This is a genomic window from Paenibacillus sp. FSL W7-1287 (genome assembly GCF_038004245.1).
GTDB classification, from domain to species: Bacteria; Bacillota; Bacilli; order Paenibacillales; family Paenibacillaceae; genus Pristimantibacillus; species Pristimantibacillus camelliae.
This window is the reverse complement of sequence record NZ_JBBORD010000001.1, coordinates 3,144,380-3,168,572: the sequence shown is the minus strand read 5'-3', so window position 1 is coordinate 3,168,572 and position 24,193 is coordinate 3,144,380. Positions and strand designations below refer to the sequence as shown.

20 protein-coding genes are annotated in these 24,193 nt (G+C 41.9%); 11 read left to right on the top strand and 9 right to left on the bottom strand.

The features are described 5' to 3' along the window. Nucleotides 1-2 precede the first annotated feature (2 nt). The 4 genes from NSQ99_RS14390 to NSQ99_RS14375 form a co-directional block, all read right to left on the bottom strand. Nucleotides 3-1,052, bottom strand: coding sequence for an ABC transporter permease (locus tag NSQ99_RS14390; RefSeq protein ID WP_340837372.1), 1,050 nt, complete (start codon nucleotides 1,050-1,052; stop codon nucleotides 3-5). After that, nucleotides 1,027-2,010, bottom strand: a complete 984-nt coding sequence (locus NSQ99_RS14385; RefSeq protein ID WP_340837371.1) for an ABC transporter ATP-binding protein — start codon at nucleotides 2,008-2,010, stop codon at nucleotides 1,027-1,029. The genes NSQ99_RS14390 and NSQ99_RS14385 overlap by 26 nt, the downstream gene beginning before the upstream one ends. Before the next feature lie 2 nt (nucleotides 2,011-2,012). Then, a complete protein-coding gene (locus NSQ99_RS14380; RefSeq protein ID WP_340837370.1) occupies nucleotides 2,013-3,170 on the bottom strand; it encodes a COG1470 family protein in 1,158 nt (385 codons plus the stop codon). Nucleotides 3,171-3,394: 224 nt separating this feature from the next. Then, nucleotides 3,395-4,696: an IS1182 family transposase gene (locus NSQ99_RS14375; protein ID WP_340837367.1), complete on the bottom strand. Its 1,302-nt coding sequence runs from the start codon at nucleotides 4,694-4,696 to the stop codon at nucleotides 3,395-3,397. Nucleotides 4,697-4,925: 229 nt separating this feature from the next. Between NSQ99_RS14375 and NSQ99_RS14370 the strand changes: the two genes are divergently transcribed. Then, nucleotides 4,926-5,549 carry an RNA polymerase sigma factor gene (locus NSQ99_RS14370; RefSeq protein ID WP_251665970.1) on the top strand — a complete coding sequence of 208 codons (624 nt, stop codon included), beginning with the start codon at nucleotides 4,926-4,928 and terminating at the stop codon, nucleotides 5,547-5,549. Continuing rightward, entirely contained in the window at nucleotides 5,533-6,336 is an 804-nt protein-coding gene (locus tag NSQ99_RS14365; protein ID WP_340837364.1) for an anti-sigma factor, read from the top strand. The genes NSQ99_RS14370 and NSQ99_RS14365 overlap by 17 nt, the downstream gene beginning before the upstream one ends. A 120-nt stretch (nucleotides 6,337-6,456) precedes the next feature. Here the strand turns inward: NSQ99_RS14365 and NSQ99_RS14360 are convergent, their stop codons facing one another. The 4 genes from NSQ99_RS14360 to NSQ99_RS14345 are packed head-to-tail and all read right to left on the bottom strand — an operon-like array spanning nucleotide 6,457 to nucleotide 9,775. Further along, on the bottom strand, nucleotides 6,457-6,999 hold the full coding sequence (locus tag NSQ99_RS14360) for a Ger(x)C family spore germination C-terminal domain-containing protein (RefSeq protein ID WP_340837362.1): 543 nt from the start codon (nucleotides 6,997-6,999) through the stop codon (nucleotides 6,457-6,459). Then, nucleotides 6,986-7,348: a Ger(x)C family spore germination protein gene (locus NSQ99_RS14355; RefSeq protein WP_340837361.1), complete on the bottom strand. Its 363-nt coding sequence runs from the start codon at nucleotides 7,346-7,348 to the stop codon at nucleotides 6,986-6,988. The genes NSQ99_RS14360 and NSQ99_RS14355 overlap by 14 nt, the downstream gene beginning before the upstream one ends. Then, complete coding sequence (locus NSQ99_RS14350; protein ID WP_340837359.1) at nucleotides 7,320-8,438, bottom strand: GerAB/ArcD/ProY family transporter; 1,119 nt, start codon at nucleotides 8,436-8,438, stop codon at nucleotides 7,320-7,322. Before NSQ99_RS14350 ends, NSQ99_RS14355 begins: the two co-directional genes overlap by 29 nt. Further along, complete coding sequence (locus NSQ99_RS14345) at nucleotides 8,435-9,775, bottom strand: spore germination protein (protein WP_340837358.1); 1,341 nt, start codon at nucleotides 9,773-9,775, stop codon at nucleotides 8,435-8,437. The genes NSQ99_RS14350 and NSQ99_RS14345 overlap by 4 nt, the downstream gene beginning before the upstream one ends. A 193-nt stretch (nucleotides 9,776-9,968) precedes the next feature. On the opposite strand from NSQ99_RS14345, the gene NSQ99_RS14340 reads away from it, so the two are divergent. From NSQ99_RS14340 to NSQ99_RS14325, 4 genes are all read left to right on the top strand, one after another. Further along, complete coding sequence (locus tag NSQ99_RS14340; protein WP_340837356.1) at nucleotides 9,969-10,724, top strand: IclR family transcriptional regulator; 756 nt, start codon at nucleotides 9,969-9,971, stop codon at nucleotides 10,722-10,724. A 92-nt stretch (nucleotides 10,725-10,816) separates the two neighbouring features. Continuing rightward, complete coding sequence (locus NSQ99_RS14335; RefSeq protein WP_251665962.1) at nucleotides 10,817-11,719, top strand: fumarylacetoacetate hydrolase family protein; 903 nt, start codon at nucleotides 10,817-10,819, stop codon at nucleotides 11,717-11,719. 26 nt (nucleotides 11,720-11,745) lie between these two features. Further along, nucleotides 11,746-13,209 (top strand): alpha-ketoglutaric semialdehyde dehydrogenase GucD, encoded by a 1,464-nt coding sequence (gene gucD / locus NSQ99_RS14330; RefSeq protein WP_340837354.1) that lies wholly within the window; start codon nucleotides 11,746-11,748, stop codon nucleotides 13,207-13,209. 18 nt (nucleotides 13,210-13,227) lie between these two features. Next, nucleotides 13,228-15,234, top strand: a complete 2,007-nt coding sequence (locus tag NSQ99_RS14325; protein WP_340837352.1) for a YjhG/YagF family D-xylonate dehydratase — start codon at nucleotides 13,228-13,230, stop codon at nucleotides 15,232-15,234. A 79-nt stretch (nucleotides 15,235-15,313) separates the two neighbouring features. Here the strand turns inward: NSQ99_RS14325 and NSQ99_RS14320 are convergent, their stop codons facing one another. Further along, nucleotides 15,314-16,801 (bottom strand): alpha-N-arabinofuranosidase, encoded by a 1,488-nt coding sequence (locus NSQ99_RS14320; RefSeq protein ID WP_340837350.1) that lies wholly within the window; start codon nucleotides 16,799-16,801, stop codon nucleotides 15,314-15,316. Nucleotides 16,802-17,064: 263 nt separating this feature from the next. On the opposite strand from NSQ99_RS14320, the gene NSQ99_RS14315 reads away from it, so the two are divergent. The 5 genes from NSQ99_RS14315 (at nucleotide 17,065) to NSQ99_RS14295 (ending at nucleotide 24,183) form a co-directional block, all read left to right on the top strand. After that, on the top strand, nucleotides 17,065-18,813 hold the full coding sequence (locus tag NSQ99_RS14315; RefSeq protein ID WP_340837348.1) for an extracellular solute-binding protein: 1,749 nt from the start codon (nucleotides 17,065-17,067) through the stop codon (nucleotides 18,811-18,813). Nucleotides 18,814-18,923: 110 nt separating this feature from the next. After that, entirely contained in the window at nucleotides 18,924-19,784 is an 861-nt protein-coding gene (locus tag NSQ99_RS14310) for an ABC transporter permease (RefSeq protein WP_251666353.1), read from the top strand. 11 nt (nucleotides 19,785-19,795) lie between these two features. Next, on the top strand, nucleotides 19,796-20,674 hold the full coding sequence (locus NSQ99_RS14305) for a carbohydrate ABC transporter permease (RefSeq protein ID WP_251665955.1): 879 nt from the start codon (nucleotides 19,796-19,798) through the stop codon (nucleotides 20,672-20,674). 96 nt (nucleotides 20,675-20,770) lie between these two features. Next, a complete protein-coding gene (locus NSQ99_RS14300) occupies nucleotides 20,771-22,480 on the top strand; it encodes a sensor histidine kinase (protein ID WP_340837346.1) in 1,710 nt (569 codons plus the stop codon). A 2-nt stretch (nucleotides 22,481-22,482) separates the two neighbouring features. Continuing rightward, nucleotides 22,483-24,183, top strand: coding sequence for a response regulator transcription factor (locus NSQ99_RS14295; protein WP_340837344.1), 1,701 nt, complete (start codon nucleotides 22,483-22,485; stop codon nucleotides 24,181-24,183). The last annotated feature ends 10 nt before the right edge of the window (nucleotides 24,184-24,193 follow it).

Genomic DNA, 24,193 nt, shown 5'->3' with positions numbered 1-24,193 from the left:
CGTTATGATCTTGCGCGAATTTCCTGACGCATAAACCAGTAGTAAGATAAGCCAAAGCAGATAACCGTTAAAGCAACTAATGCAGTAAGCTGCGGCCATACGAGAAGGATGCTCTGGCCTAATGCTAATGGGCTCTCAAGAGCGAGCGTCACCTGCTCCATCGTTAGCACGCCAAGTGAACGAACATTAGGCATAAGAAGCGTCGTCGTAATATCGCCGAACAGCTCTGCTGGTGAAATACGTGATAGCAGATCCATCTGGTTGTAATAGCGCATAATTTCCTCGGTCGTTCCATTTTGATCCGGGAGGATTGCATTTGAAACGAGATTTATAATGATGCTGTAGAAGACGGTGAAAAATATCCAGATCGCAATCGCGAACAGAGCGCTCGTTGCCGCTTGTTTGAAGCGAACGGAAAGCAGGATCGATAAGTTTAGCCAAAAACCTACGTAGACGACCGCCATAAGCAAAAACAACATCACTCTAATAAACTCCTCAGGTGTTGGTGGAAAGCCGATCACGATTAAGCCTAGACCCATGACGAGAAAGCCAAGAGAGAATATAACGATGCTTACAAGCAGGAGTGAAGCAGTAAACTTTGCCTTCAAAAAATCATCGCGATAGATAGGCTGCGAGATGAGACGGCTAAGTGTGCCTTTGCTGCGTTCGGTATTAACGGCGTCGAAGCCAAGCGCAATCCCCATTAATGGACCCAAAAAAGCAACGAATTGAGTAAATTGAGGAATGGTTCCATCGGAAAGCGTAAAAATTTTTAAGAACAAAAAGCTATTAGCGCTGCTGCCGCTCCCTTGAGCCTGTAGAGCAGTAATGGCGGAATAGATGGAGCCGATACAGGCTAATACGATAATTGCAAGTAGAATTGCAAATCTCCACGAACGGATATGGTCACTGAATTCCTTCAGCACCATTACCCGAAACGCTGCCTTTGAAGCACTTAATTGCATTCGATCGCTGCGTTCTGATTTCCTAATTGGTTGAAGCCATTGCTTAAGCGAGGTGCGAGCTTCATTTAGCTTTAAGAGCTGTTTCACGAGTCTCGCCTCCTTCAAAGTATTGATGATAGATATCATCGAGTCCGTAGTCTTTTCGATGAATCATATAGAGCTCAGTGTGCTCTGTTGCTAGCTTAGCGATAACAGGCGTAATGTCCTTCGTGCAGCTAATACTCAAAGCGGTCATCATTTCTTCACCATTCGGCTGCGATTGAGCTTGAATAGAAGCTACTTGCTCTAGCTCCTGCAGCGCTGCTTGCAGGGATGCTGGATAATGCTTAATCTCCAGCTCGATCGTCGTCAAGCTATCTTGATTAATCGCTTGCGAAAGCTGATGGATGTTCCCGCAAGCAACAAGCTCACCTTTTACGAATAAACCGACTCGATCACACACCTGTTGTACCTGATGCAAGTGATGGGAGCATAGCAAGACGGTTATGCCTTCCTCTTTGCTTAATTGTGAGATGAGCTCAAGCAATTCTCGAACCCCTTCTGGGTCAATACCAAGCGTTGGCTCATCCAGAATAATGATCTCAGGCTGCTTAATGAGCACATCTGCAAGTCCTAATCGCTGCCGCATACCACGAGAAAAGGAGCTTACTTTTTTGGTTGCAGCATCGGCTAGGCCGACTCGATGAAGTAGCTGTTCGGCCTGCATACGTGCTTCTTTTTCCTTTATTCCGTTCAGTCTTGCGGTATAGATAAGATTATCGATCGCTGAGCGGTCATCATAAAAGCCAATATCATCCGGCATATAACCTACCTTACTCTTAATCGTAATTGCATGCTGATTCGGATCAAGTCCTAGTACCTTGACATCGCCAGAACTACGCTCTGTCAAGCCGAGCATCATAAGAATCGTCGTTGTTTTACCTGCACCGTTAGGACCAAGCAAGCCGAATACTTCTCCACGGTAGATGGTCAGATCAAGCTGATTAACCGCTGTGTAATGATCATATTTTTTTGATAAACGAGTTAGCTCAATGACTGGCTCCACGATTATCTCCTCCCATAACGACGGAACAAGCTATAAATCGCAATAAGGACAGCTACAATAATGGCAACGCCTATCCAGCCCCATAGTACGGAGGATTTAACGGTTACTCTTAAGGAAGCGTCTGCTGATTTTTGATCGCTGCGAGCTGTAACGTTCATGGCATAGTCACCAGGAAGCGCGTCCTCGCTTGATGTAATAATCGCTTGCACCGTCGCTGATTTTCCAGGCTCTAAACTCGCAATCGTTTTAGGCTCGAATTGCACCTCCCAGTTGGTCGGTGTAATAGATGACACGCTAATTTCTTCGAGCGGCGCAGTTCCTGTATTGTTCACGATAAATTCGAGTGTACGACTTCCACCTGCTTGAATGGATGTGTTCAGACGCTCATCGCTCGTTGTTATCGATAGATTGTAGGAGCCGATAATAGAAACCTCAACGGAGGCTTCAGCCTTTGTCGCATTGTTATAGGCAGCAATTGGAATACTGTAATCTCCAGCTTCTGCTCCTTCTGGTGCGGTCACTTGCACATTGATCGTTTGTGATGCGTTAGGCTCAAGTGTCACCGATGAAACATAATTGCTGCTAGCTTGAAAACGAACCTCCCAGCCATTCTCCGGTGAAGCTGCTAGAGCGTAGGTTTGCTCCTCAGCGGTATGATTTCTAAGCGTTGCAGAAAAGGTGAAGTTCGATCCTGCATAGCCCTCCATATTGGATTGGTCAAGCTCAAAGTTTGAATTGAAGGTTCCCTTTTCAGCAACGGTTACGGTAAGAGCTAGCGTAGCATCCCCTGCTGAAACATTAAAATTATACTTCCCAGCATCCACCTGCAGCGGAACGTCTAGACGCAAGGAGAGCGACTGTGTATCAAGCGGCTTTACAGCAAGCTGCTGTACGTTCTTTCCGCCTGTCGTTAGTTCATAGGACCAATCGCTATGCTTCGTGTCGAATGCTAGGTCAGCTAGCTGAGTTGAACTCGTGTTATTGATCAATTCAATAGAATACGAGATCGATTCGCCAGGGGCAGCTGTCAGCTCCCTGTACGGGGTGTACAACTCAAGGTCGCCCGCGGCTCTTGCGGTGCTTGGATTCCAGAATACACCTAATCCAATCAATGTTAATGTCATTGCCAGCACAATGGCTTGGCGGCATGCTTTAAGCATGCAGATCCCTCCTATTCATTTTCTTATTCATTAAGCAATACGACATCACTTTGTATATTGGATTTAAAGTGAGTAAATTTTTTTGAATTACCGTGGCTGCGCAAAATTTGAGAGATTGACAACTTTTGCTTTATTATTAAAGTTGAATATATATGAATCAATTTCATAATGTATAGTTACAGATTCGCAGATTAGCCCAATTTGTGCATATCCATTTTTGAAAATTATGCTGCTTGTTCATTCAAATGACGATTTAATCGATCACATACAAGTTTTGTACAATTGTAAACCAGTGCAACCAAGTTAAAATGAAACTTCGCTTTTTGACCGGTTCGATGTCGTATATTGTTCAATTGGAAGAATTCTTTTAAGTAAGCATTTACTCGTTCTACGGCAGATCGCTTCTTAGAGATTTCCTTCCATAGCTTCGAACCACGAGCTGGTGCCGTATATTTTCTTAGATCCGTTGAGATCTTCATTTTGTATACCTTTTGACAAAGTGTATCCTTCGCTAATGGGCAATGATCGCATTCTTTTGGACGAACATATTTCAGCGTTTCATACTTTGAATCATAACTGTCGTAACGATACGAATGCTCTCTGACACAAGTTGGCGCAAAGTGTTCGTCAAATCCAACAAGTTCTGGCTCTCGCCTACGGTTATAGGCAATCACGGCGTGTGCCTTCATTTTACGAACCTGTCGGTATATCGCTTCATAATCATAACCTGCGTCCATCGTTGCATAGGTGAATTTGAATTGTGGATGCTGTGAAACAAGCCCTTTTAGGAGAGGTATGGCGGCTTTACCATCATTCAAACTTCCAGAAGAGAGCATCGCTCCGAGAATATATTGACTCCGTGTACCTACAGCCAAATGACCTTTATAGCCAAACCAGAACGTGTTTTTCCCGTCACTGTTTTTCTTGACTCCCCACTGTGGATCAAGTGGCATTTGATCTTTTAGCACGTGGAAAGATACTTCAAGTTGTGCAGCAATTTCCTTCTCGAAGATAGGCTTTTGTTCCTCTTCTTCTTGCTTTTGTTTCAACCAAGCTTCACGTTCAGTCTTTGATTTTCGCCCACGCTTTTTAGGCTCCTGCTTATCCTTGTCTTGTTTTACAGGTGCTTGGTCTCGTGCTTCGATATGGGTAGCATCAATAGCAACCGTATCATCGGTAATGAATCCTTCTTTCATCGCTTGTGTAAGCAACTGGGTTTGAATCTCTTCAAGCGCATCGCATTGGCTCATCCTATTCACCAACCTAGAATAAGAGGCCGCTGATGGAATAGATTCTGACAACATAAAGCCACAATCCAAGCGGAACAAGATGTCATGCTGCAGACGTTTTATTAAATCTTTAATCGTCGGGATTCGTTCGATGATTCGGATGATCAATGAATAGACCATTGCTCTGTAATTCACTTCAATAGGCGCACCATAACGCGACGTTTTCTTGACCAAACGCAAAATGGGAGTGATGTCGATCGTAGCGAAGATTTCACGAAAACGATCTTTTTGTTCCATTTTATAAAGTTCTTGCAAGGTAAAAAGGCTCCATGTCGAATATATGGCATAGGGAGTTCATCCTTTCATCTCATTCGGTATTGTGTCGTTACTGTACCTTTTCGAGATTTGGGGAGGTTCTCCTTTTTATGTGCCTTAAAATACTAGTCATAGCAAGACTTTCGATTTATGAAATTGATTCATATATCAATATATAAGATCTAATCTTGATGTAAGGGGGTTAGCTCGATTGCGTGACCGATATACGATGGGGAATAAGCATTCAAGCGCTGAGCTGCTATTAGCCATTCGAGAAGGCTCGATCGAGGCTTTCAATGAGTTGTATAACAGGTATGTTCCGCTCGTTATGCACATTACTTTACACTGTGTTCAGGATCGAATGGAGGCCGAGGAAATATGTCACGATATATTTCTAGAGGTGCTGCGGAAGTCAGAGCAATATGACGATAGCAGAGGCTCACTTGATGCGTGGATTGCAGTCATTGCAAGGAGCCGAAGTATGGATTATATGCGTAAAAAGAAGCGGAGGGCAGCTGTTGTGAGTTTGGAGCCGCTAACGATAGAGGACGCCAAAGAAACGACTGCCACACCTGAAACAATAACGATGGGTAAGCTCGATCGAGAGTTGCTGCAAGAAGCAATTGGCGAGTTGCCTTTAACGCAACGAAATGCGATTTATGCTGCTTATTTTCAAGAAAAAACGCAAAATGAAATGGCGACGGATTGGAAGGTCCCATTGGGAACAGTAAAATCATGGGTCCGCTATGGGATTGGAAACTTGAAAAAACAGCTAGAGAAAAGGGGCTGGCATCATTTAGAGGAAAGGAAGGATTCCTATGACCAGCGATCATAAATACAATAACTGCAATAGCCATTATGTAGAGGAAGAATGGGTAGATTTTGTAATGGGGATGCTGTCGCATGACAAGCGTCAGCAGCTTGAAGCTCACTTGGAAGACTGCTTAGTTTGCAGGCAATACGTAGAGGAATGGAGCTTGATCTATGCCTCTAATGGCGTAGAACACGCTGGTAAGGCTGACACATTTAATCCTATTATGGCGGTTGAGCGGCAAGAGCAGCTGATGCCAGACGAGAAATACTTGTTGTCGTTACAGCGAGTTGTGAAAAAACAAGCCCGAATGAAGCAATGGAAGCGCAAGCTTAAGGAGCACAAATACCTGATGGGTGGAGTGGCTGCTGCAGCTTTCGTGCTCGTCATGTCTATGCTGCTCTTTAATCATCAACCATCGACTCCTATGCACGTAGATCAATATGTACGACATTATGAGCCAAGCGCTGCTTCATTCGTTAATGCTGTTGATAGTGCGAGATATAGAATTGAAATGGCTGAGGAACAAAAAAGCAGCGGCTATTTATGGCTTAAGGATGATCTAACGGAAGTTTTTTTGTGGCTAGAAAATTTGCCTGATCTCGAAATGAAAGATTACCAGGCTTGGGCCATGTCAGGACAGCAAGCAAGCAGCTTGGGCATTATTCAAAGAGTTGGCTCAGCTGGGCATCTATATACGACAACGCCTTATTTGCATCCGACAGACTTCATTATGTTGACGGTGGAGCCAAAAGGAGGAAGCATATCACCAACCTCTAAGCAAATCGTACTTGTCGTCAAGCAGCAATAGTAATGAATAAGCCTCGAAACCGAATCATGCTGCCGGCTTCGAGGCTTTATACTTTTGCAGGACATTCTTGCATCCTGGCATGAGCTCCTAAGAGAAAAACTTCCATGAGGGACGTGACAATTACTCAATAGATCCGAGGCTAGTAATCTTTACATGTACTGTAACATCAAAGCTTAGCTCAGGATAAAGCTTATTCCATTCATCTTCGATATGTTCCGTATGCAATCGCGTCGCCTCATAGCGCAAACCAAAACCAATCGGATCAACCTCGTTTTTTTGAAGATGGGTTAAAAACTTCTCAAGACGCTTCTTGACAACAGCGCCTGCAAGCTTACTGTATTCTTCTGTTTTGTGTTGGACCAAACGTTTCGTTGATTCTTCAACAACCCCTGTTAACTCCAGATTCATCTTTACTACAGGCTTATTGTTATTCGTAATGATCTTATATTTCGATTTGACCTTATCAATATATACAGTGAAGTTATAGTCCTCAGCCTGTACTCCCAATTCAAATTTTACACTGCCCATACTGTTGGTGATCATATTATAGTCTCCTACTTGCTCTGTTGTAAGCTCCAGCTTCCCTTTAAAATTATCATCAACAATCATCGCTTTGTTTACGATAATTTTGTCCTTTTCTTCATTCGTTTCAATGATCGGCAAGATTCAGAATACTTTCGCCAATAACAATAAATTTGGCATGTCCATATTCTAGGTTCTTATCTACATGGGTTTTTAACAGGTGAAGGGCTTCACTTATGGTCGCGGCTTCCTCTGTTAAGAAGATAAAGCCGGGTGATGTTCCCGATGATTTTTTATTCATCGGGACAGGGACTTTTAACGAAACCTTATATGGTTTTTCTTCATTATCACTTTTATCGACTCCAACACCAATGACAAACATTCTTTTATCAATATCCTTCGTACCACATCCAGCGGCAATGGGTATGAGAAGAATGAGTATTAATAGTAAGCTAATCCATCTAATTTGTTTTAAGGCTGCGGTTATCATGTTTATCCCTCCAGCTAATGAACCAACACACGATTAGCAAAAATAAGAAGAAAGGAGGAAACGCAACGAACAACGATCTTGCATACATTAAATAACTTGATTCGGTTATATTCATGCTGACGACGAGACTAATGCTCCAAACAACAAATGCAAAGATGTATGTAATCATATTGCTTTCTTTCTGCTTACGTCTCACTAGCTTAGCTGTGCTCTTTAGAAGCTCCAAGCTTACATGCCAAAAAATAATGATATTCACAAAGGTTACAGATATATGCAAGAAGAGAAACACAAACATAATTCGCTCTAGAAATGCTAGTGCAACCTTTAATGAGTCTGTACCTAGTATCCAAGGGAAATTGATATATTGGATTTGTTGAAAGCCATTGTATCCAATCGGTATAAAGTAATTCGTGAACAAAATCCAGGCTCCTAATACAAATAAAAGAAGGATTTGAAAGATAGTTAGCTTCTGTTTATTTTTGAACTCACGGTTAACGATGATCAAATTCGAAGCTCCTATAAAAATGAGAAAGGAGGCTGAAAATGCGAGAAGACTAGGAGCGTGATAAACATACATCATTGATTTCTTTACATAATCCCAATCTAGGGCTGTGTTGACATATAATATCCCGACAATATAAATCATAAGTGGAATATTAATGAACAATACAATTTCCAATGTATAGAGCAGCTTTTTAGTTTTCATAAAAAAGCTATACGTTATAAATAAAAGCACCAACGCAATGATCCAATGTATTTGTAAATGTGGCAATAAAAAACGCTTTAACAAAAAAGAATAATTGAGAAGTGTTTTTAAGCCGAATATAAACCACGCAAAACTAAGCATAAAAAAGATAGGGAATGCAATCCATTTAGGAATATGCTGTTGCAGCAATTCGGGTAATCCACGACCGGGATAATGATTAAAAAACTTAGTGATCCAATATATAAAAGCTACGCCTGCAAGCAGTGCGAGCAGCATAGACATTATCGTTCCCTTCTTGCTTGATTCGAATAAAAATGAAGGGATAACGGAGAGAATGCTTCCTACGAATTCAACAACTACAAGATAATAAAAATATCGGCTCACTGCTGCTCACCCTTCGATTTCAAATCTATATTTATTTTGAGATAAGGCTCGCCATAGCTTTCACTATTGGTTAAGTACATGACAATTGCCAGCAGGCCAAACGTAAGTCCGGCTAACCCGGCTATAGTAGCAAACAGAATAAACACATACTTCAATACTCTTATCGCTGAATTCAATTCACCAATAGGAATGGAGAAGTTACAAATTGCGACGGCAGAAACGACAATGATCATAATGTTAGAGGCGAGTGCAGCCTCTGTAATGGCAGTACCTAATATTAACCCGCCTACGGTTGTAGCTGCCGCACTTATCGTTTTTGGAAGTCTAATACTGGCCTCGATTAATAGCTCCATAATGATCAGCATAATGGTCACTTCAACATAGGATGGGTATGGAACGCCAACACGGCTGCCGGCAACAGATAAAGCAAGCTCTGTGTGTAAAATTTCTGGATTGTATGAAGTGGCTGCAACATAAAAGCCGGGTAGCAGCAGCGTGATAAATAAACCGACATACCTAATAATCTGTACGAATTTTGTATATAGTTTTGAGTGATATTTATCATCCATTGCAGCCATGAAGTCAGTAAAGATTGCAGGCGCAACAATCGTTGAAGGATCCCCATCAAGTGACAGTGCAATTTTCCCAACGCTAAGATTGTATACTATTCGATCGACACGCTCTGTAATCATAAAGAAGGGGAAGAGCGAAACCTTGCGTCCGTTAATTAATCTTTGTAATTCTACGGTAGATTGGATAAGTGGTTTATTTCTCAATTGCTCGAGTCTATATTTAATTTGTTCAAGGGCAGTTTGATCAACCAGCTCACGATCATAGATAACAGCTAAGGTTTGAATAGACTTCGAGCCAAGCTCTAGCATTTCAACGGTTAGCGTTGGTTGGTGGTATCGACTTCGAATGAGATTAATGTTTGTATGAATATCCTCACTCAAAGAGGATTGTGGTCCGAGCACTGTATTTTCAAGCGACGTCGTTGGCACCATATTCGTATTTACTTTTCTGATGTCGAACATAAAGAGATAATTATTCATCGAGACAACCACACTGCCCTTTGTCAGCTCTGAGAGCACCTGCTCCTGAGAGGTTATCTCTTGCCCATCTGGAAGTGAACGTAAATAATCAAGAAAGTTGCCCCGCGTTTCGATCTCGAAGAATGGCTTAATGATCAGCTGCTGGATTTTATCACTGTCAACGAGCGTTTTAATAAATACAAGCGTTGCTTCCTTCTGATTTGACTTAAGAGGCTTATTGACCATATCCGTTGTATGACCTAATTGCTGAATTAACCATTCAAGCGTTTGAGTTGCTTGGAGCATGCTGTCGTCCTCTTTTTCCTCGTAAATTGACTCTTCCGTCTGTTCTAATCCCTATAATAATGTTGTTTATGTTTACCACTGTTGTAAAAAAATATTCAGGAAATGGGTAATAAAACTAGACGAATTCGCTCATGATTTGCTACAATATATGTAAACGCTGTTTTATAATATAAAACATGAGGGGGTGAGTTTTTTGCCGATTATTCAGTCGGTAGACAGAGCACTTCAAATACTAGATTTGTTCGATGACTACAACAAAGAATTGAAAATTACTGAAATTAGCTTGCGCTTAGGTCTTCATAAAAGCACGGTACATTCATTGCTTAAGACGCTGCAATTACATGGTTATATCGAACAAGATGAGCATGGGCTGTATAAACTCGGCATGAAGCTATTAGAAAAAGGGCAGCTAATGTTAAGAGGACTGGATATCAGAGAAGTTGCTAACGTGTATCTCAGCAGGCTATCGGAAGAGACAGGGCAGACCGTACATCTCGTCATCCGAGATGGCTCAGAAGGCGTGTACATTGATAAGGTTGAAGGAAGCAAAGCAGCTATTCGTTACTCATGGATTGGCCGTAGAGTACCGCTCCATAGTAGTGCAGTAGGAAAAATACTTGCTGCATACATGCCTGTTAATGAAAGAGAGAAGCTGCTAGAAAATTATCAATATTCCATTCATACCTCACATACAATTAATAATGCAGATGACTTTGGAATAGAATTGCAACAGGTAATTGAAAGAGGAGTAGCCTATGACAGAGAGGAAAATGAAATAGGCGTTCGTTGCATCGCAGCTCCAATTTACGATCATAGTGGGCGGGTTATTGCCGCTATTAGTCTCTCAACGTTAATTACAACGGTCAACGATGAGGAGCTAGAAGCGTTGTTGCTACGCTTGAGTGAAACCTCGAAATATATTTCAACTGGACTGGGCTACAGGCCGTAAGGGTAGGAGATTTACGCTTCTCCCTCTTTATTATCGCCATTTTCAAGAACGTTGTTTTACATTATAAAACAATTGAATGGAGGATTATATTTATGAATATTTTTCGTTACCGTGATGCGCTACATACTTACCTGGGAGTAGTAACTGACAAGGGAGAGCTTTACCGCTTACCTGAATCGAATCTAATGGACCTTGTTGCTGCAGCACGTCATAATGGAAGTACAACCGCAGCGTATGTCCAATCTATTTTGCAGCAAGCAACACCTATTAGCTCAACGATAGATGAATTGCAGCTCCTTACACCTGTGGATGCTCCTGAGGTTTGGGCTGCAGGAGTGACCTATCAACGAAGCAGAGAGGCGAGAAATTATGAAGCAACGGAAGGCAAGCTAGATAGCCTAACCTTTTACGATAAGGTGTATGATGCGGATCGCCCAGAGCTATTTATGAAATCAACTGCTCAGCGTACAGTAGGACCTAATGAAGAGGTTTGTCTTCGCACGGATTCGAAGTGGCAGGTTCCTGAAGCTGAAATAGGGCTTGTTCTAGATGAAAGCGGTGCCATTATTGGTTATACGATTGGTAATGATATGAGCTGCCGTGATATCGAAGGTGAAAACCCTCTTTATCTGCCTCAGGCTAAAATATGGAGACGTTCCTGTGCGATCGGGCCGTTTGTTCGCTTGGCAGAAACGATCGATGATCCCTATTCACTCTCCATGGCATGTCGAGTATATCGAGATGGTCAGCTCGTCGTTGAAGAACAAGCAAATTCCAAGCAGCTAAAGCGCACATTTGACGAATTAGTTAGCTACTTAAAGAAGGATAATGTTCTATTTGCTGGAACGGTGCTGTTAACAGGTACATGTCTCGTGCCGCCTAATGATTTCACACTCCAATCGGGAGACAGAATTGAGATCGAGATTGAAGGATTAGGTACGCTTGTCAACGTTGCTGTCTATGAGCATGAATTAGCTGCAGAAGCCCTGCGATAAAACGCTATAATTAGGAGGATGTAACGATGTCTATCGAAACGAAAGTATTGACTGTTCAAAATTATATTAATGGAGCTTGGCTGGCACCAAAGTCAGACAATTATGTTGTCAATAAAAACCCAGCTCGCTTAAATGAAGAAGTTGGATCCGTTCCGCTTTCTAATGAAGAAGATATAGAGGCTGCTGTAGTGGCCGCGAGCGAAGCTCGTAAGAAGTGGCGCAGCATGACTGGTGCGGAGCGTGGCAATGTATTGTTCAAGGTTGCAAGCATCATGGAAGAAAGAGTGGAAGCGATCGGAACAATGATGACAAGAGAGATGGGGAAAACGCTAGGTGAAGCAAAAGGTGAAGTAACGAGAGGTATCGCAATTCTAAAATACTTTGCTGGCGAGGGAATGAGACCGGTAGGCGATGTTATTCCTGCCACTGACCCCTCCGCATTAATGTACACGACGCGAGCACCTTTAGGCGTTGTGGGCGTTATATCACCTTGGAACTTTCCAGTAGCAATCCCTATCTGGAAAATCGCACCTGCACTTATTTATGGCAATACGGTTGTTTGGAAGCCGGCGCGTGAAACATCTGTCACGGCATCACTTGTGATGAGCTGCTTTCATGAGGCGGGGATTCCAGCGGGCGTTCTAAATATGGTCATTGGAGAAGGAAGAATCATCGGCCAGACGATAGCTGAGCATAAAGATATCCATGGCATCACCTTTACAGGCTCTAATACGGTCGGCAAGCAAGTCGGTCAAACCGCTGCTGCGCGTGGTGCAAAATACCAGCTGGAAATGGGCGGGAAAAATCCGATCATTATTGCGGCAGATGCGGATCTGGAGCTAGCGGTAGAAGCGACGATCTCAGGTGGCCTGCGCTCCACGGGACAGAAGTGTACGGCAACTAGCCGAGTCATCGTGGTGAAGGATATTTATGAAAAATTCCGCGAGCTCTTAATCGAAAAGGTAAAGCAGCTTAAGGTAGGAGATGGACTAGATGGAACTACGTGGCTGGGTCCTTGTGCCAATCAAAAACAATACGAGACGGTTAAGCACTACATTCAAAAAGGTCTTGATGAGGGAGCTAAGATGGTTGTAGGTCAAGAGCAACAAGACGATAAGTCTATGGAAGGCTACTTTATCGCGCCAGTTGTTTTTGATAATGTCTCTTCACATATGGCGATTGCGCAAGAAGAAATCTTCGGTCCTGTTCTCACCTTAATTAAGGCAGATAGCTTTGAGGATGCGATTGCTTTAGCTAATGATACACAGTACGGCTTAAGCGCTTCGATCTACACAAAAAATATTGGTAATGCATTGACCTTTATTAATGAGACAGAAGCAGGTTTAGTTCGTGTTAATGCCGAAACTGCAGGAGTTGAGCTGCAAGCACCATTCGGAGGTATGAAAAACTCAAGCTCGCACTCACGGGAGCAGGGGCAAGCTGCCATTGAATTCTATACGTCGATTAAAACTGTGTTTATTAAGCCTTAGTAAAGGGAGCGATGTGGAATGACTGATCATCTCAGTCAAGTGATGGGACCTGAGAATGAAACGTTCTTCAAAATTGAAACACATGCACGCGGACCAGAAGGAAGCTTACCGTTCACACACGACATGCTGCTAAATGCGCCAAGCGGTGATCTTTTCGGTTGGAGTCAGAATGTTGGGATGGGCTGGAAGCCAAGCCGTCTCAAAGGAAAAGAAGTTCTTTTACTAGGAACTCAAGGTGGTATACGTTCGGATGATGGTCATCCCATCGCTCTCGGGTATCATACCGGTCATTGGGAGATTGGACTGCTCATGCGAGAAGCAGCCGACGAAATAAACAAACATGGAAATATTCCGTTTGCAGGCTACGTAAGTGATCCTTGCGATGGGCGTTCACAAGGGACAACAGGGATGTTCGATTCGTTGCCTTACCGAAATGATGCAGCGATCGTTATGCGAAGATTAATGCGTTCACTGCCCAATCGAGCAGCTGTACTAGGTGTTGCGACCTGTGATAAGGGATTGCCAGCTATGATGCTCGCCATCGCTGGCATGAAAAACATTCCAGGTGTAATCGTGCCTGGAGGTGTCACGCTCCCACCTACACACGGTGAAGATGCAGGCAAGATCCAAACAATTGGAGCAAGGTATGCAAACGGAGAATTATCACTAGAGGAAGCAGCAGATCTTGGCTGTCGCGCCTGCGCAACTCCAGGTGGAGGCTGTCAGTTTCTTGGTACAGCAGGTACGGCACAGGTCGTTGCAGAGGCACTTGGCTTAACCGTCCCACATGCTGCATTGTCTCCTTCCGGTCAGCCCGTGTGGCTAGAGATGGCACGTCAATCCTCGAGGGCAGCGATGCAGCTTGCCGGTCAAGGTCTCACGACAGCTGATGTACTAGTTGATGCTTCGATTCGCAATGCGATGGTCGTTCATGCAGCGTTCGGCGGCTCTACGAATTTGCTGCTGCACATTCCAGCTATTGCACAAGCAGCAGGCTTGTCCGTACCTGATGTAGCAGATTGGGCGAGTATTAATCGAAGTGTACCGAGATTAGTGAGTGTACTGCCGAATGGTCCAATTCCTCACCCAACGATCCGTTTATTTTTAGCTGGCGGTGTTCCAGAGGTGATGCTGCATCTAAGAAAGCTAGGGTTATTAGAGGAGCAAGTACTTACGGTAGCAGGTGTTACACTCGGTGAAACACTTGACTGGTGGGAAACGTCAGAGAGACGTAAGCGAATGCGGGATTATTTAGAGCAGCAGGAGGGAATTGACCCAGATACTGTTATCTATAGTCCTGAGCGAGCTAAGCAAGCAGGCTTAACCTCGACATTAACCTTTCCTGTCGGTAATATCGCTCCTGAGGGCTCGGTTATAAAGTCAACGGCTATTGAGCCATCGATGCTTGATGATCAGGGGGTATTTCGTCACATAGGAAGAGTTAAAGTATTTACAACAGAGCGCGATGCCATCCAAGCAATTAAAACAGGAGGCATCGTCGAAGGAGATATATTAGCTTTAGTTGGTCGTGGTCCTTCAGGTACTGGCATGGAGGAGACGTATCAGCTTACCTCTGCCCTTAAGCATTTGTCTTTTGGTAAGTATGTCTCTCTGTTAACAGATGCTCGTTTCTCTGGTGTCTCCACCGGTGCTTGTATTGGTCATATTGGTCCCGAGGCTCTTTCAGGCGGTCCGATAGGAAAGCTCCGCACAGGTGATTGGATTGACATTCGAATTGATACCCACAAGCTTGAGGGGAATATTAATATGGTAGGCTGTGGAGAGCATCCGGAATCACCAGAGGCAGGCAGCGCCATATTATCGAAGCGAACGATGCTATCAGACATTCATGAAGACATGCATCTCCCAGATGATACTCGTTTATGGGCTGCCTTACAAGCAGCAAGCGGAGGGACATGGAAGGGCTGTGTCTATGATACGGAACGTATTATTCGAACACTTGAAGCGGGCATGCGTACGCTCGAAGCTGAAAAGGCGATGACAAGTGGAAGCACAGAAAAGTAAAGAACGTATGGCAATCATAACGTTGTAATAGCATATAAAGCGAAGCCGGATTCGAACGTTGAATCCGGCTTCGTAGATTTTACGTTAAAATGACTTCATATACAGAGCAAGGAGATATCTTTATCGTTAATTCGTTATTGTTTATTTCTAACGGTTCAGCGGTTTGAATTGTAATTCGTTCAGGCTGCTCGAACGTATTGTGGTCTGTAATCGCTCCTGATATATAGCGAAGTTTCGCTGTTGAGAAGCTTCTTCCTTCTAAATGGGTATGCAATTGGACATCGTCATGAGCGGATAAATTGACGATCGTAAGATGAATACTGCCATCTTGTTTTTCTGAGGCGCTCACGTGCAGATGAGGAAGCTTTGCTTCATTAACTTGCAAGTCATCTGCTTCTAGTAAGCTGTCTACTAGTGTAGAATTGTGATGCCCTTTATACAGATCAAACACATGGTAGGTTGGTGTGAGTACGATCTGGTCACCCTCGGTTAAAATAAGAGACTGCAGAACATTGATCATCTGAGCCAGATTAGCCATTGTAACGCGATCACTATGTAAATTAAATATGTTCAAGGACAAGCCAGCTACGATCGCATCTCGCATCGTGTTTTGTTGATATAAGAAGGCGGGATTGGTGCCTTCCTCTGCAAGATGCCAGGTGCCCCATTCATCAACAATCAGGGCTACCTTTCCATCTGGATCGTACTTGTCCATTATTCGTTTATGCCGTACGATTAATTCATCCATAAAATAAGCTCGATCTAGCGTTCGATAATAATTATGTTCATCAAACGCTGTAGCAGACGATTTTGATTCCCATTTATACTTATCAGTAGAATAATAGCCTGGCATCGTGTAGTAATGAAGTGAGATTCCGTCCATGCGATGGCCAGCTAGCTGCATAACAGTGTCGGTCCAGTTTTGATCATCACCATCAGGACCACAAGCAACTCTTTGAATTTTTTTATTACCGTAATGACGAATGAAGGTTTCAAATTGTCGGTAGAGGTCAGAGTAATACTCCGGACGCATATGGCCACCACAGCCCCAATTTTCGTTTCCAATACCGATAAAATCTAGCGTCCACGGTTTATCTCTACCATGTGAGCGTCGAAGATCTGATTGCTCCGATTCGCCATCGAATGTAATATACTCTACCCACTCACTCACTTCTCTCGGTGTACCGGAGCCGACATTCGCCGCAATATAGGTTGAGCATTCGAGCAGCTCACATAGATCAAAATATTCATGAGTACCAAAGGCGTTGTTTTCGATAACACCGCCCCAGCCGCTATTCACCATCTTTTTTCGTTTAGGACCAATGCCATCTTTCCAGTTGTAATATTCAGCAAAGCAACCTCCGGGCCAACGAATGACAGGTACGTTAATATGCTTTAATGCATGCAGCACATCGGTACGAATGCCACGGATATTTGGAATCGGGCTATCTTGTCCAACGAAGATCCCATCATAAATACCTCTACCCAAATGTTCAGCAAAATGTCCGTAAATATTTTTGTTAATAACTGACAATTTCTTATTGACGTTAATGTGTAGTTTGGCCATTTCATACTTCCTTTCGTAATTGGGGTTGCTTTACTAGTGAACAATTAGTGCTATGCATAATATTACTATCATTTGCTTCTTATAGAAGCCTTTTTACGAGAAGGTAAAGAAATGATAACGTTATCAAAAAGTGAAAATATAGAAATTATAGATGGTGTAAAGAGATGATAATTAAGTAACAAATTGAAAATATACGAATGGTAGTAAGTACCTTAAAATTTAAATTGTGTTAAGTATTCATATTAAATGAGAGGGGTTTTAAAGTGAAGAAAAAAAAGTATTCAAAGGCAATACTTCTGTTGATCTCGCTGATGGTTACCACTGGAGCTCTAGCAGCATGTAGCTCAAACTCAAATGAAAAACAAAACAACACTCCAACTCAAACGAATGCAAACAACAACAATTCAAGCAACAATGGTTCTAACAGCAACAATTCAAATGATGCCGCAATCGGAGATGCTGATCCATTCGGCAAGTACGAAACACCACTTACGATTCATTTTACTAGAGATGTTGACAATGACACGCAAGATAATATTATTCCTAAAACACCAGGAGAGACGATTGAAGACAACAGATGGTTGAAAGCGTTTTCTGAAAAACTAGGTATTAATGTAGTCTATGACTGGACCGTTAGTACTGGCGATGCTTATACACAAAAAATGAACGTGACCTTAACGTCTGGGGATTTACCGGATATGCTTCGCGTATCGCCAGCGCAATTGAAGCAGCTTGCTGAAGCAGATTTAATTGAAGATTTAACACCATATTGGGAGCAGTACGCATCTGATGATCTAAAGGAACTGTATGCTGAACAAGGAACTGCAGTACTTAATTCTGGCACAGTTAATGGAAAGATAATGGGGATTGGTAAGGCAGACGTTTACGGTGATGGTGTATATCTGTGGATTCGCAAGGATTGGTTAGACAAATTAAGCATACCTGAGCCAACTTCTCTACAGGATGTATTGAAAATTTCTGAAGCATTTACAACACAAGATCCAGACGGTAACAATGTGAATGACACTTATGGCTTAGCTTTAACCAAGGATTTATACGGCGGTGCAATGGGCTTGGAAGGATTTTTTGCAGGCTACCATGCTTATCCGAATATGTGGATTGATGACGGCGCAGGCAATTTAGTTTGGGGAAGTACGCTTCCTGAAGTTAAGGAAGGGTTGAAAGCGTTATCTGAGATGTATGCAAGTGGTCAGCTTGATAAAGAGTTCGGTGTTAAAGATGGCGGGAAAGTAGCTGAAAGTATTGCAGCTGGTAAAATTGGTATCGATTATGGTGCACAATGGAATCCTATGTATCCGCTAATCAGCAACTACCAAAATGATCCTGATGCAAACTGGGTAGGCTATGCGCTCGTATCTGTTGACGGCAAACCAGCCCTTTCTCCACAAAAATTCCAATCAGACGGCGGCTACTGGGTAGTAAGAAAGGGATATTCTAATCCTGAAGCACTTATTAAAATGTTCAATTTGCACGTTGAGCTTAACTGGGGTGAATCAGGAGATTTCGATTACTATTACATGCCAGAAGCGAATGGTAGTGTAGGGGTATGGAAGTATTCTCCAGTACAGCCTGCATCAGCATTTAAAAACATTCGAGCTTTCCAAGAGATCGAAGAGGCAAGGAAAAATAATAGCTTTGACAGCTTAACAGGTGAAGCACTAGCTATTTATCGCAATATTACAGCATTCGAAAATGGGGATACGTCTCAATGGGGTTGGCCTAAGATCTATGGAGCAGAAGGCGTCTACAGACATGGGGTTAACTATATGAATGATAACCTATTCATGTATGAAGCGTTTGCTGGTTCACCTACAGAAACAATGGCTGAAAGAAAATCTACATTAGAGGCTTTGGAAAAAGAGACATTTGTAAAAATCATTATGGGTGCAGTTCCTTTGGATGATTTTGATAAATTCGTAGACGACTGGTATAAAGTCGGTGGATCCGACATTACCAAAGAAGTCAATGAATGGTATGCATCAAACAAGTAAAAAAATGATGGAAAGCAAGGTATATCCTTGCTTTCCATCTTCTTAATCCATAGGAGAGGGTGATTGAACTGAATATAAAAAAGTTAAAGAAGGAATTGCCGTTAAATCTCATGATATTACCAGGGTTTATATTCATTCTCATATTTAGCTATGTCCCTATGGCTGGCATTATTATTGCGTTTCAGAAATTTATTCCAGCTAAACGGCTCTTTGGTGATCAAAAATGGATAGGATTTGATAATTTTAAGTATGTAATGAGCCTACCTAATTTCGATAATATTCTGTGGAATACTTTTTATATTGCGTCGATGAAGGTCATATTGGGCTTAGTTGTTCCGATCACTATTGCATTACTATTAAACGAAATGAAGCATATTCTATTGAAACGCAGCATTCAAACAGCGATATACTTACCACACTTCCTATCATGGGTCGTATTAGGTGGTATCTTTATAGACATGCTGTCACCGACGGATGGCCTGATTAATACATTTTTAAATAAACTTGGCCTAGAATCTATATTCTTTTTGGGCGACAATAAGTGGTTCCCGTATACGATGATCATAACAGATACGTGGAAGGAATTTGGTTACGGAACGATTATCTATCTTGCAGCATTAACCGGGATTAATCCGAATCTGTATGAGGCGGCTCAAATTGATGGCGCTAACCGATGGAAACAGACGATACACATTAGTATACCTGGAATTCGGATGGTCATCGTCTTATTGATGGTCTTGAGTTTAGGTAATCTATTGAATGCGGGATTCGATCAAATATTCAACATGTACAGCCCAATGGTATATGAGAGTGGCGATATACTGGATACGTTCGTCTATCGGATTGGTTTATTAGATGCACAGTTTGGTGTAGCGACAGCAGTCGGATTGTTTAAATCTGTCATTGCGCTAATACTCGTCTCATCATCATACTATTTTGCTTATAGATTTGCTGATTATCGAATCTTTTAGGGGGTATAGGAATGCGAATCAAAAAAAAGCTAGACTGGTTTATTGTCATTAACAATATCTTTCTCATTTTGGTCGCGGCGGTCTGTGTGCTTCCAATGATTCATATTTTAGCAATCTCATTATCATCAAGTGCGATTGCAGCTACGGGTACGGTAACCTTTTGGCCTAAAGAATTTTCTTTAACCTCCTATGAATTTGTAGCTCAGCGTAAAGCGTTCTGGGACTCTATGATTGTATCGCTGCAGCGCATCGCCCTTGGAGGAGCAATTAATGTATTGTTAGCTACAACGATTGCGTATCCGCTATCTAAGGAAAAGAATGAATTTAGCTTTCGAACCTTTTATGCTTGGACCTTTTTCATTACGATGATTTTTGGCGCAGGATTAATCCCAACCTACATGCTTGTGAAGGAATTAGGGCTGATTGACACGATCTGGGCATTAATATTACCTGGTGCTGTACCTGTATTTAGTGTAATTATTCTGCTAAATTTCTTTAGAATCACACCGAAGGAATTAAGTGAATCTGCATTTATGGATGGCGCAGGTCATTGGAGAACCCTTTGGAGCATCTATATTCCAATATCGATGCCGGCAATTGCAACGATACTATTGTTTTCGTTAGTGGGGCATTGGAACAGCTGGTTTGATGGCTTAATTTATATGAACAATCCAGGTAATTACCCACTACAAAGCTATATACAGACGGTCGTCGTACAGAAAAACTTTGCGACATTAACACCTGAAGAAGCCAAGGTCATGGCTCAAATTTCCGACAAAACATTAAAGTCCGCTCAAATCTTTTTGGGTGCGTTACCAATCATTTGCGTATATCCATTTTTACAGAAATATTTTGTAAAAGGTATGGTTTTAGGAAGTGTGAAGGGCTAATGGTTAGCCAATGAGCTGTTGTTTGCGATATAAAAAATAGTAATGTGTTATGATAGAATTTTTGTTAAAATGTAGTAAAAGAATATAAAGGAGGGGGTGACGATTAAATCTAGCATTTTTGTTAGATTAATTGCTACATTCTTAGCAGCAATCGTAGTTATAGTCGCACTAGGGATCTATATGTACAACTGGAGCTTGAAAACGGTTAAGGACGAAATATTTAAATCAACGACTGCCCAGGTCACCTTTTACTTAGAGGGGCTAGAGGCAGAGATAGATCGTATAAAAATATTACAATATGATGTGCTGAATGACGAGGATTTAAATAAGCTTGCGATAAGACATTCGATTATGGACGATTATGAAACGATGGAGAGTATGAGAAAGCTGCATCATCGTCTAGTATCGATTCAAAACAGTAATGCGTATATTTCAAATGTTAGTGCGCATATCCACCCGATAAGAAAAACGATTTCCTCTAAGAAATCGGTAGGCGATTTGAATAGCGATAAATTTGAAGCATTACGAATACCTGTGGGGATGAAGGGCGCTCAATTATTAATTTATAATGGGAACCTTCATCTAACTACTTTTTTAAATGGACATATGGGGTTGAGCCCCTTGTATATGATTGAAATCGAACTAAATACCGCTGTATTCCGTGAAGCACTAAAGCAGTTCGATACCTATCCAGACAGCCGTTCGATCTTACTGGATCTAACGAATGGATTAACGATCTATAGTGAAGAGGATCAGTTATCTAACGAAGTTGTGCAATCCTTCGCAAAAGGTGAAAGCGATATCAAAATAGGTGAAGTCATAAGCCACGGCGATATGTTCATTATTGCTGAAAAATCCGACTACTTAAACATGGTACTGTTTCGATTCATACCGAAGGATGTTGTACTCGTTCCGACAAAAGGCTTTTACGTCTGGCTATGGGTGTTTACAGGTGTAGTACTTGTGCTTGTCATATTCATCTATGCTTATACCTATCAATTAATCCAGCGTCCGATGAAGGAGCTTGTAAAGTCGTTCCGCAGTGTTGAGAAGGGGAACTTTAACGTCAAAGTGGAAGTGAACCAAAACAATGAATTCGATTATTTGAACAAAGGCTTTAACTCCATGGTCCAAAACGTATCGAATCTCATTGATCAGGTGTATAAGCACAAGATTCTTGAACAAAAAGCTGAATTAAAGCATCTACAGTCTCAGATTAGCCCCCACTTTTTATACAATAGTTTTTTCTTAATTAATACGATGGCAAAGGTACAGGATGAGAATTTGATCCCTTTCACTAAGCTATTAGGTGAGTATTTCCAATTTATTACGAAAAATGATTCTGACTTTATCTCTTTATATGAAGAAATTGAACATGCACGAACCTATGCTGATATCCAATTGATGCGTTATCCTAGTAAGCTGACGATTGATTTCGAAGACAGTCTGTCTACATTTAAGGAGATTAACGTACCTCGCTTAATTGTTCAGCCTATCATCGAAAATGCATTCAAATATGCAGTTGAGCATACAAAGGGTCCCGTCACTATTCTCGTTTATTTTCAAATGGTGGATGACAAGCTGTCGATTGTTGTTGAGGATAATGGGAAGCATTTAACCAATGAAAAATTGCTAGAGCTGCAAAAGCAATTCAATGAAATTCAGAGCAGTGAGTCATCAGGGCTGAACAATATCCATCGACGAGTGCGTTTATTATACGGTGAAGATTATGGACTGCAGGTTGATCGAAGTGAGCTAGGCGGGTTAAAAGTCATATTACAAATTAATGCCAAGCTGAGGGAGTAGCCATGTTAAGACTTTTAATTGTAGATAACGAGGAAATTATAGTTAATCATCTATTTGAAGTTTTTAGAGGGATGGAGCACCTAGGGCTAGATGTGTATAAGGCCTATAGCGGCGAGGAAGCGATAGAATGGCTGCATCGCACGCGTATGGATATCGTGCTTACTGACATCGATATGCCGAATATAAACGGCCTACAGCTCATGGATGAGATCTTTAAGCAGTGGCCACAGTGTAAAATTATTTTTTTAACGGGACATAGTGAATTTAGCTATATCTATAAAGCGATCCAGCATCCCGACGTGAGCTATATTCTAAAGCTGGAGGATATTGATAAGGTCATTCAGGTTGTCGAGGAAACCGTACTTAAAATCCGCAAGGAAATCAAAACGGGCGATCTCATTAGAGAAGCCAAAGAGAAAATCCATATGGCATTAGAGCTGTTTCAGGAGGGTTACCTGCTTAGCTTGCTAAAGGGAAGCTCCATTGTAAAGGCAAGCAAGGATCAATTTGATCAGCTTTCCTTGCCGCTTAACGTTGAAGCTCCTGTTATTCTCGTTGTTGGCAAATTAGATGATATCACGATCGAGGACAATAACTATTTACAAAACGTGCAGCAAATTTACTCCGTTCGACAAATTATTAAACGCTATCTTACGACGAATTTAAAATGCGTTATTATTTTAGACGATCATTTTAGGTTTACTATTCTTATACAGCCGAAGGAAATGGCTAGTTCTACGGCATCTAACAATTATGAGCATACGTTACACTACATAAAAGGAATGCTGGAGTCCATTCAGCAAAGCTGTCAGGATAAGCTCGAGCATTCGATTAGCTTCACAGTAGGCAGCAAGCCGACGACTTGGACTGAGATCTCACAGCAGTATACAGCCCTGCATTCATTGTTGAATTACCGCATTGGAACCGAGAACACGATACTGCTCGTTGATAATGAAGTAGATCAAGCCGAAGAATCAGAGGCTAAAGTGAATAGCCCTTATGATGAAGAATTTGAGGCAGAGCAAACATTGCTGTCGCTTGCGACTCCCAATATGTTTACTTTTTTAGAGCAATATTTGGAATCAGGACAAAAGGAAAAGTATTTTGAGGAGCTAGAGCAAATATTACAGCCACTAAGCGCGATACATGATAAAAATAATTTGGTCGCTCAGCAAGCGTATTGCTCACTATCGATGTATTTATTATCGTATATGAACCGCTGGGGATTACGTGATAAGGTGATCGCGAAAATAGGTGAGATCCGTCTTGTAAACACCATTAATTTCTATAGCTGGGGCGATGCAGCTGCCTATATAAAGAAGCTATCACTATCAGTATTTGAGCTGCAGAAGCTAGAGCAAAAAAGAAGAGCGGATAATGTTATATCATTTATTCAAAATTTTATCGTTAACCATCTTGGAGAGGATTTGTCACTTGTTCGATTATCGGAGCAGGTGTATTTAAATCCATCCTATTTATCAAGAATATTTAAGCAAGAGACGAAAAAAAACTTAACAGAATTTATCGATGCAGCTCGAATTCAAAAGGCGAAGGAATTGTTGGTGAACGAAAATATAAAAATTCATGAGATTGCCAGACAAGTTGGCTATGAATCAGCCACCTCCTTTACAAGGTTCTTCAGAAGCTCAACTGGCTGCTCACCGCAAGAGTATCGCGATTCACATGTGATGAGGGTGAAGTGAAGGTTGGAAA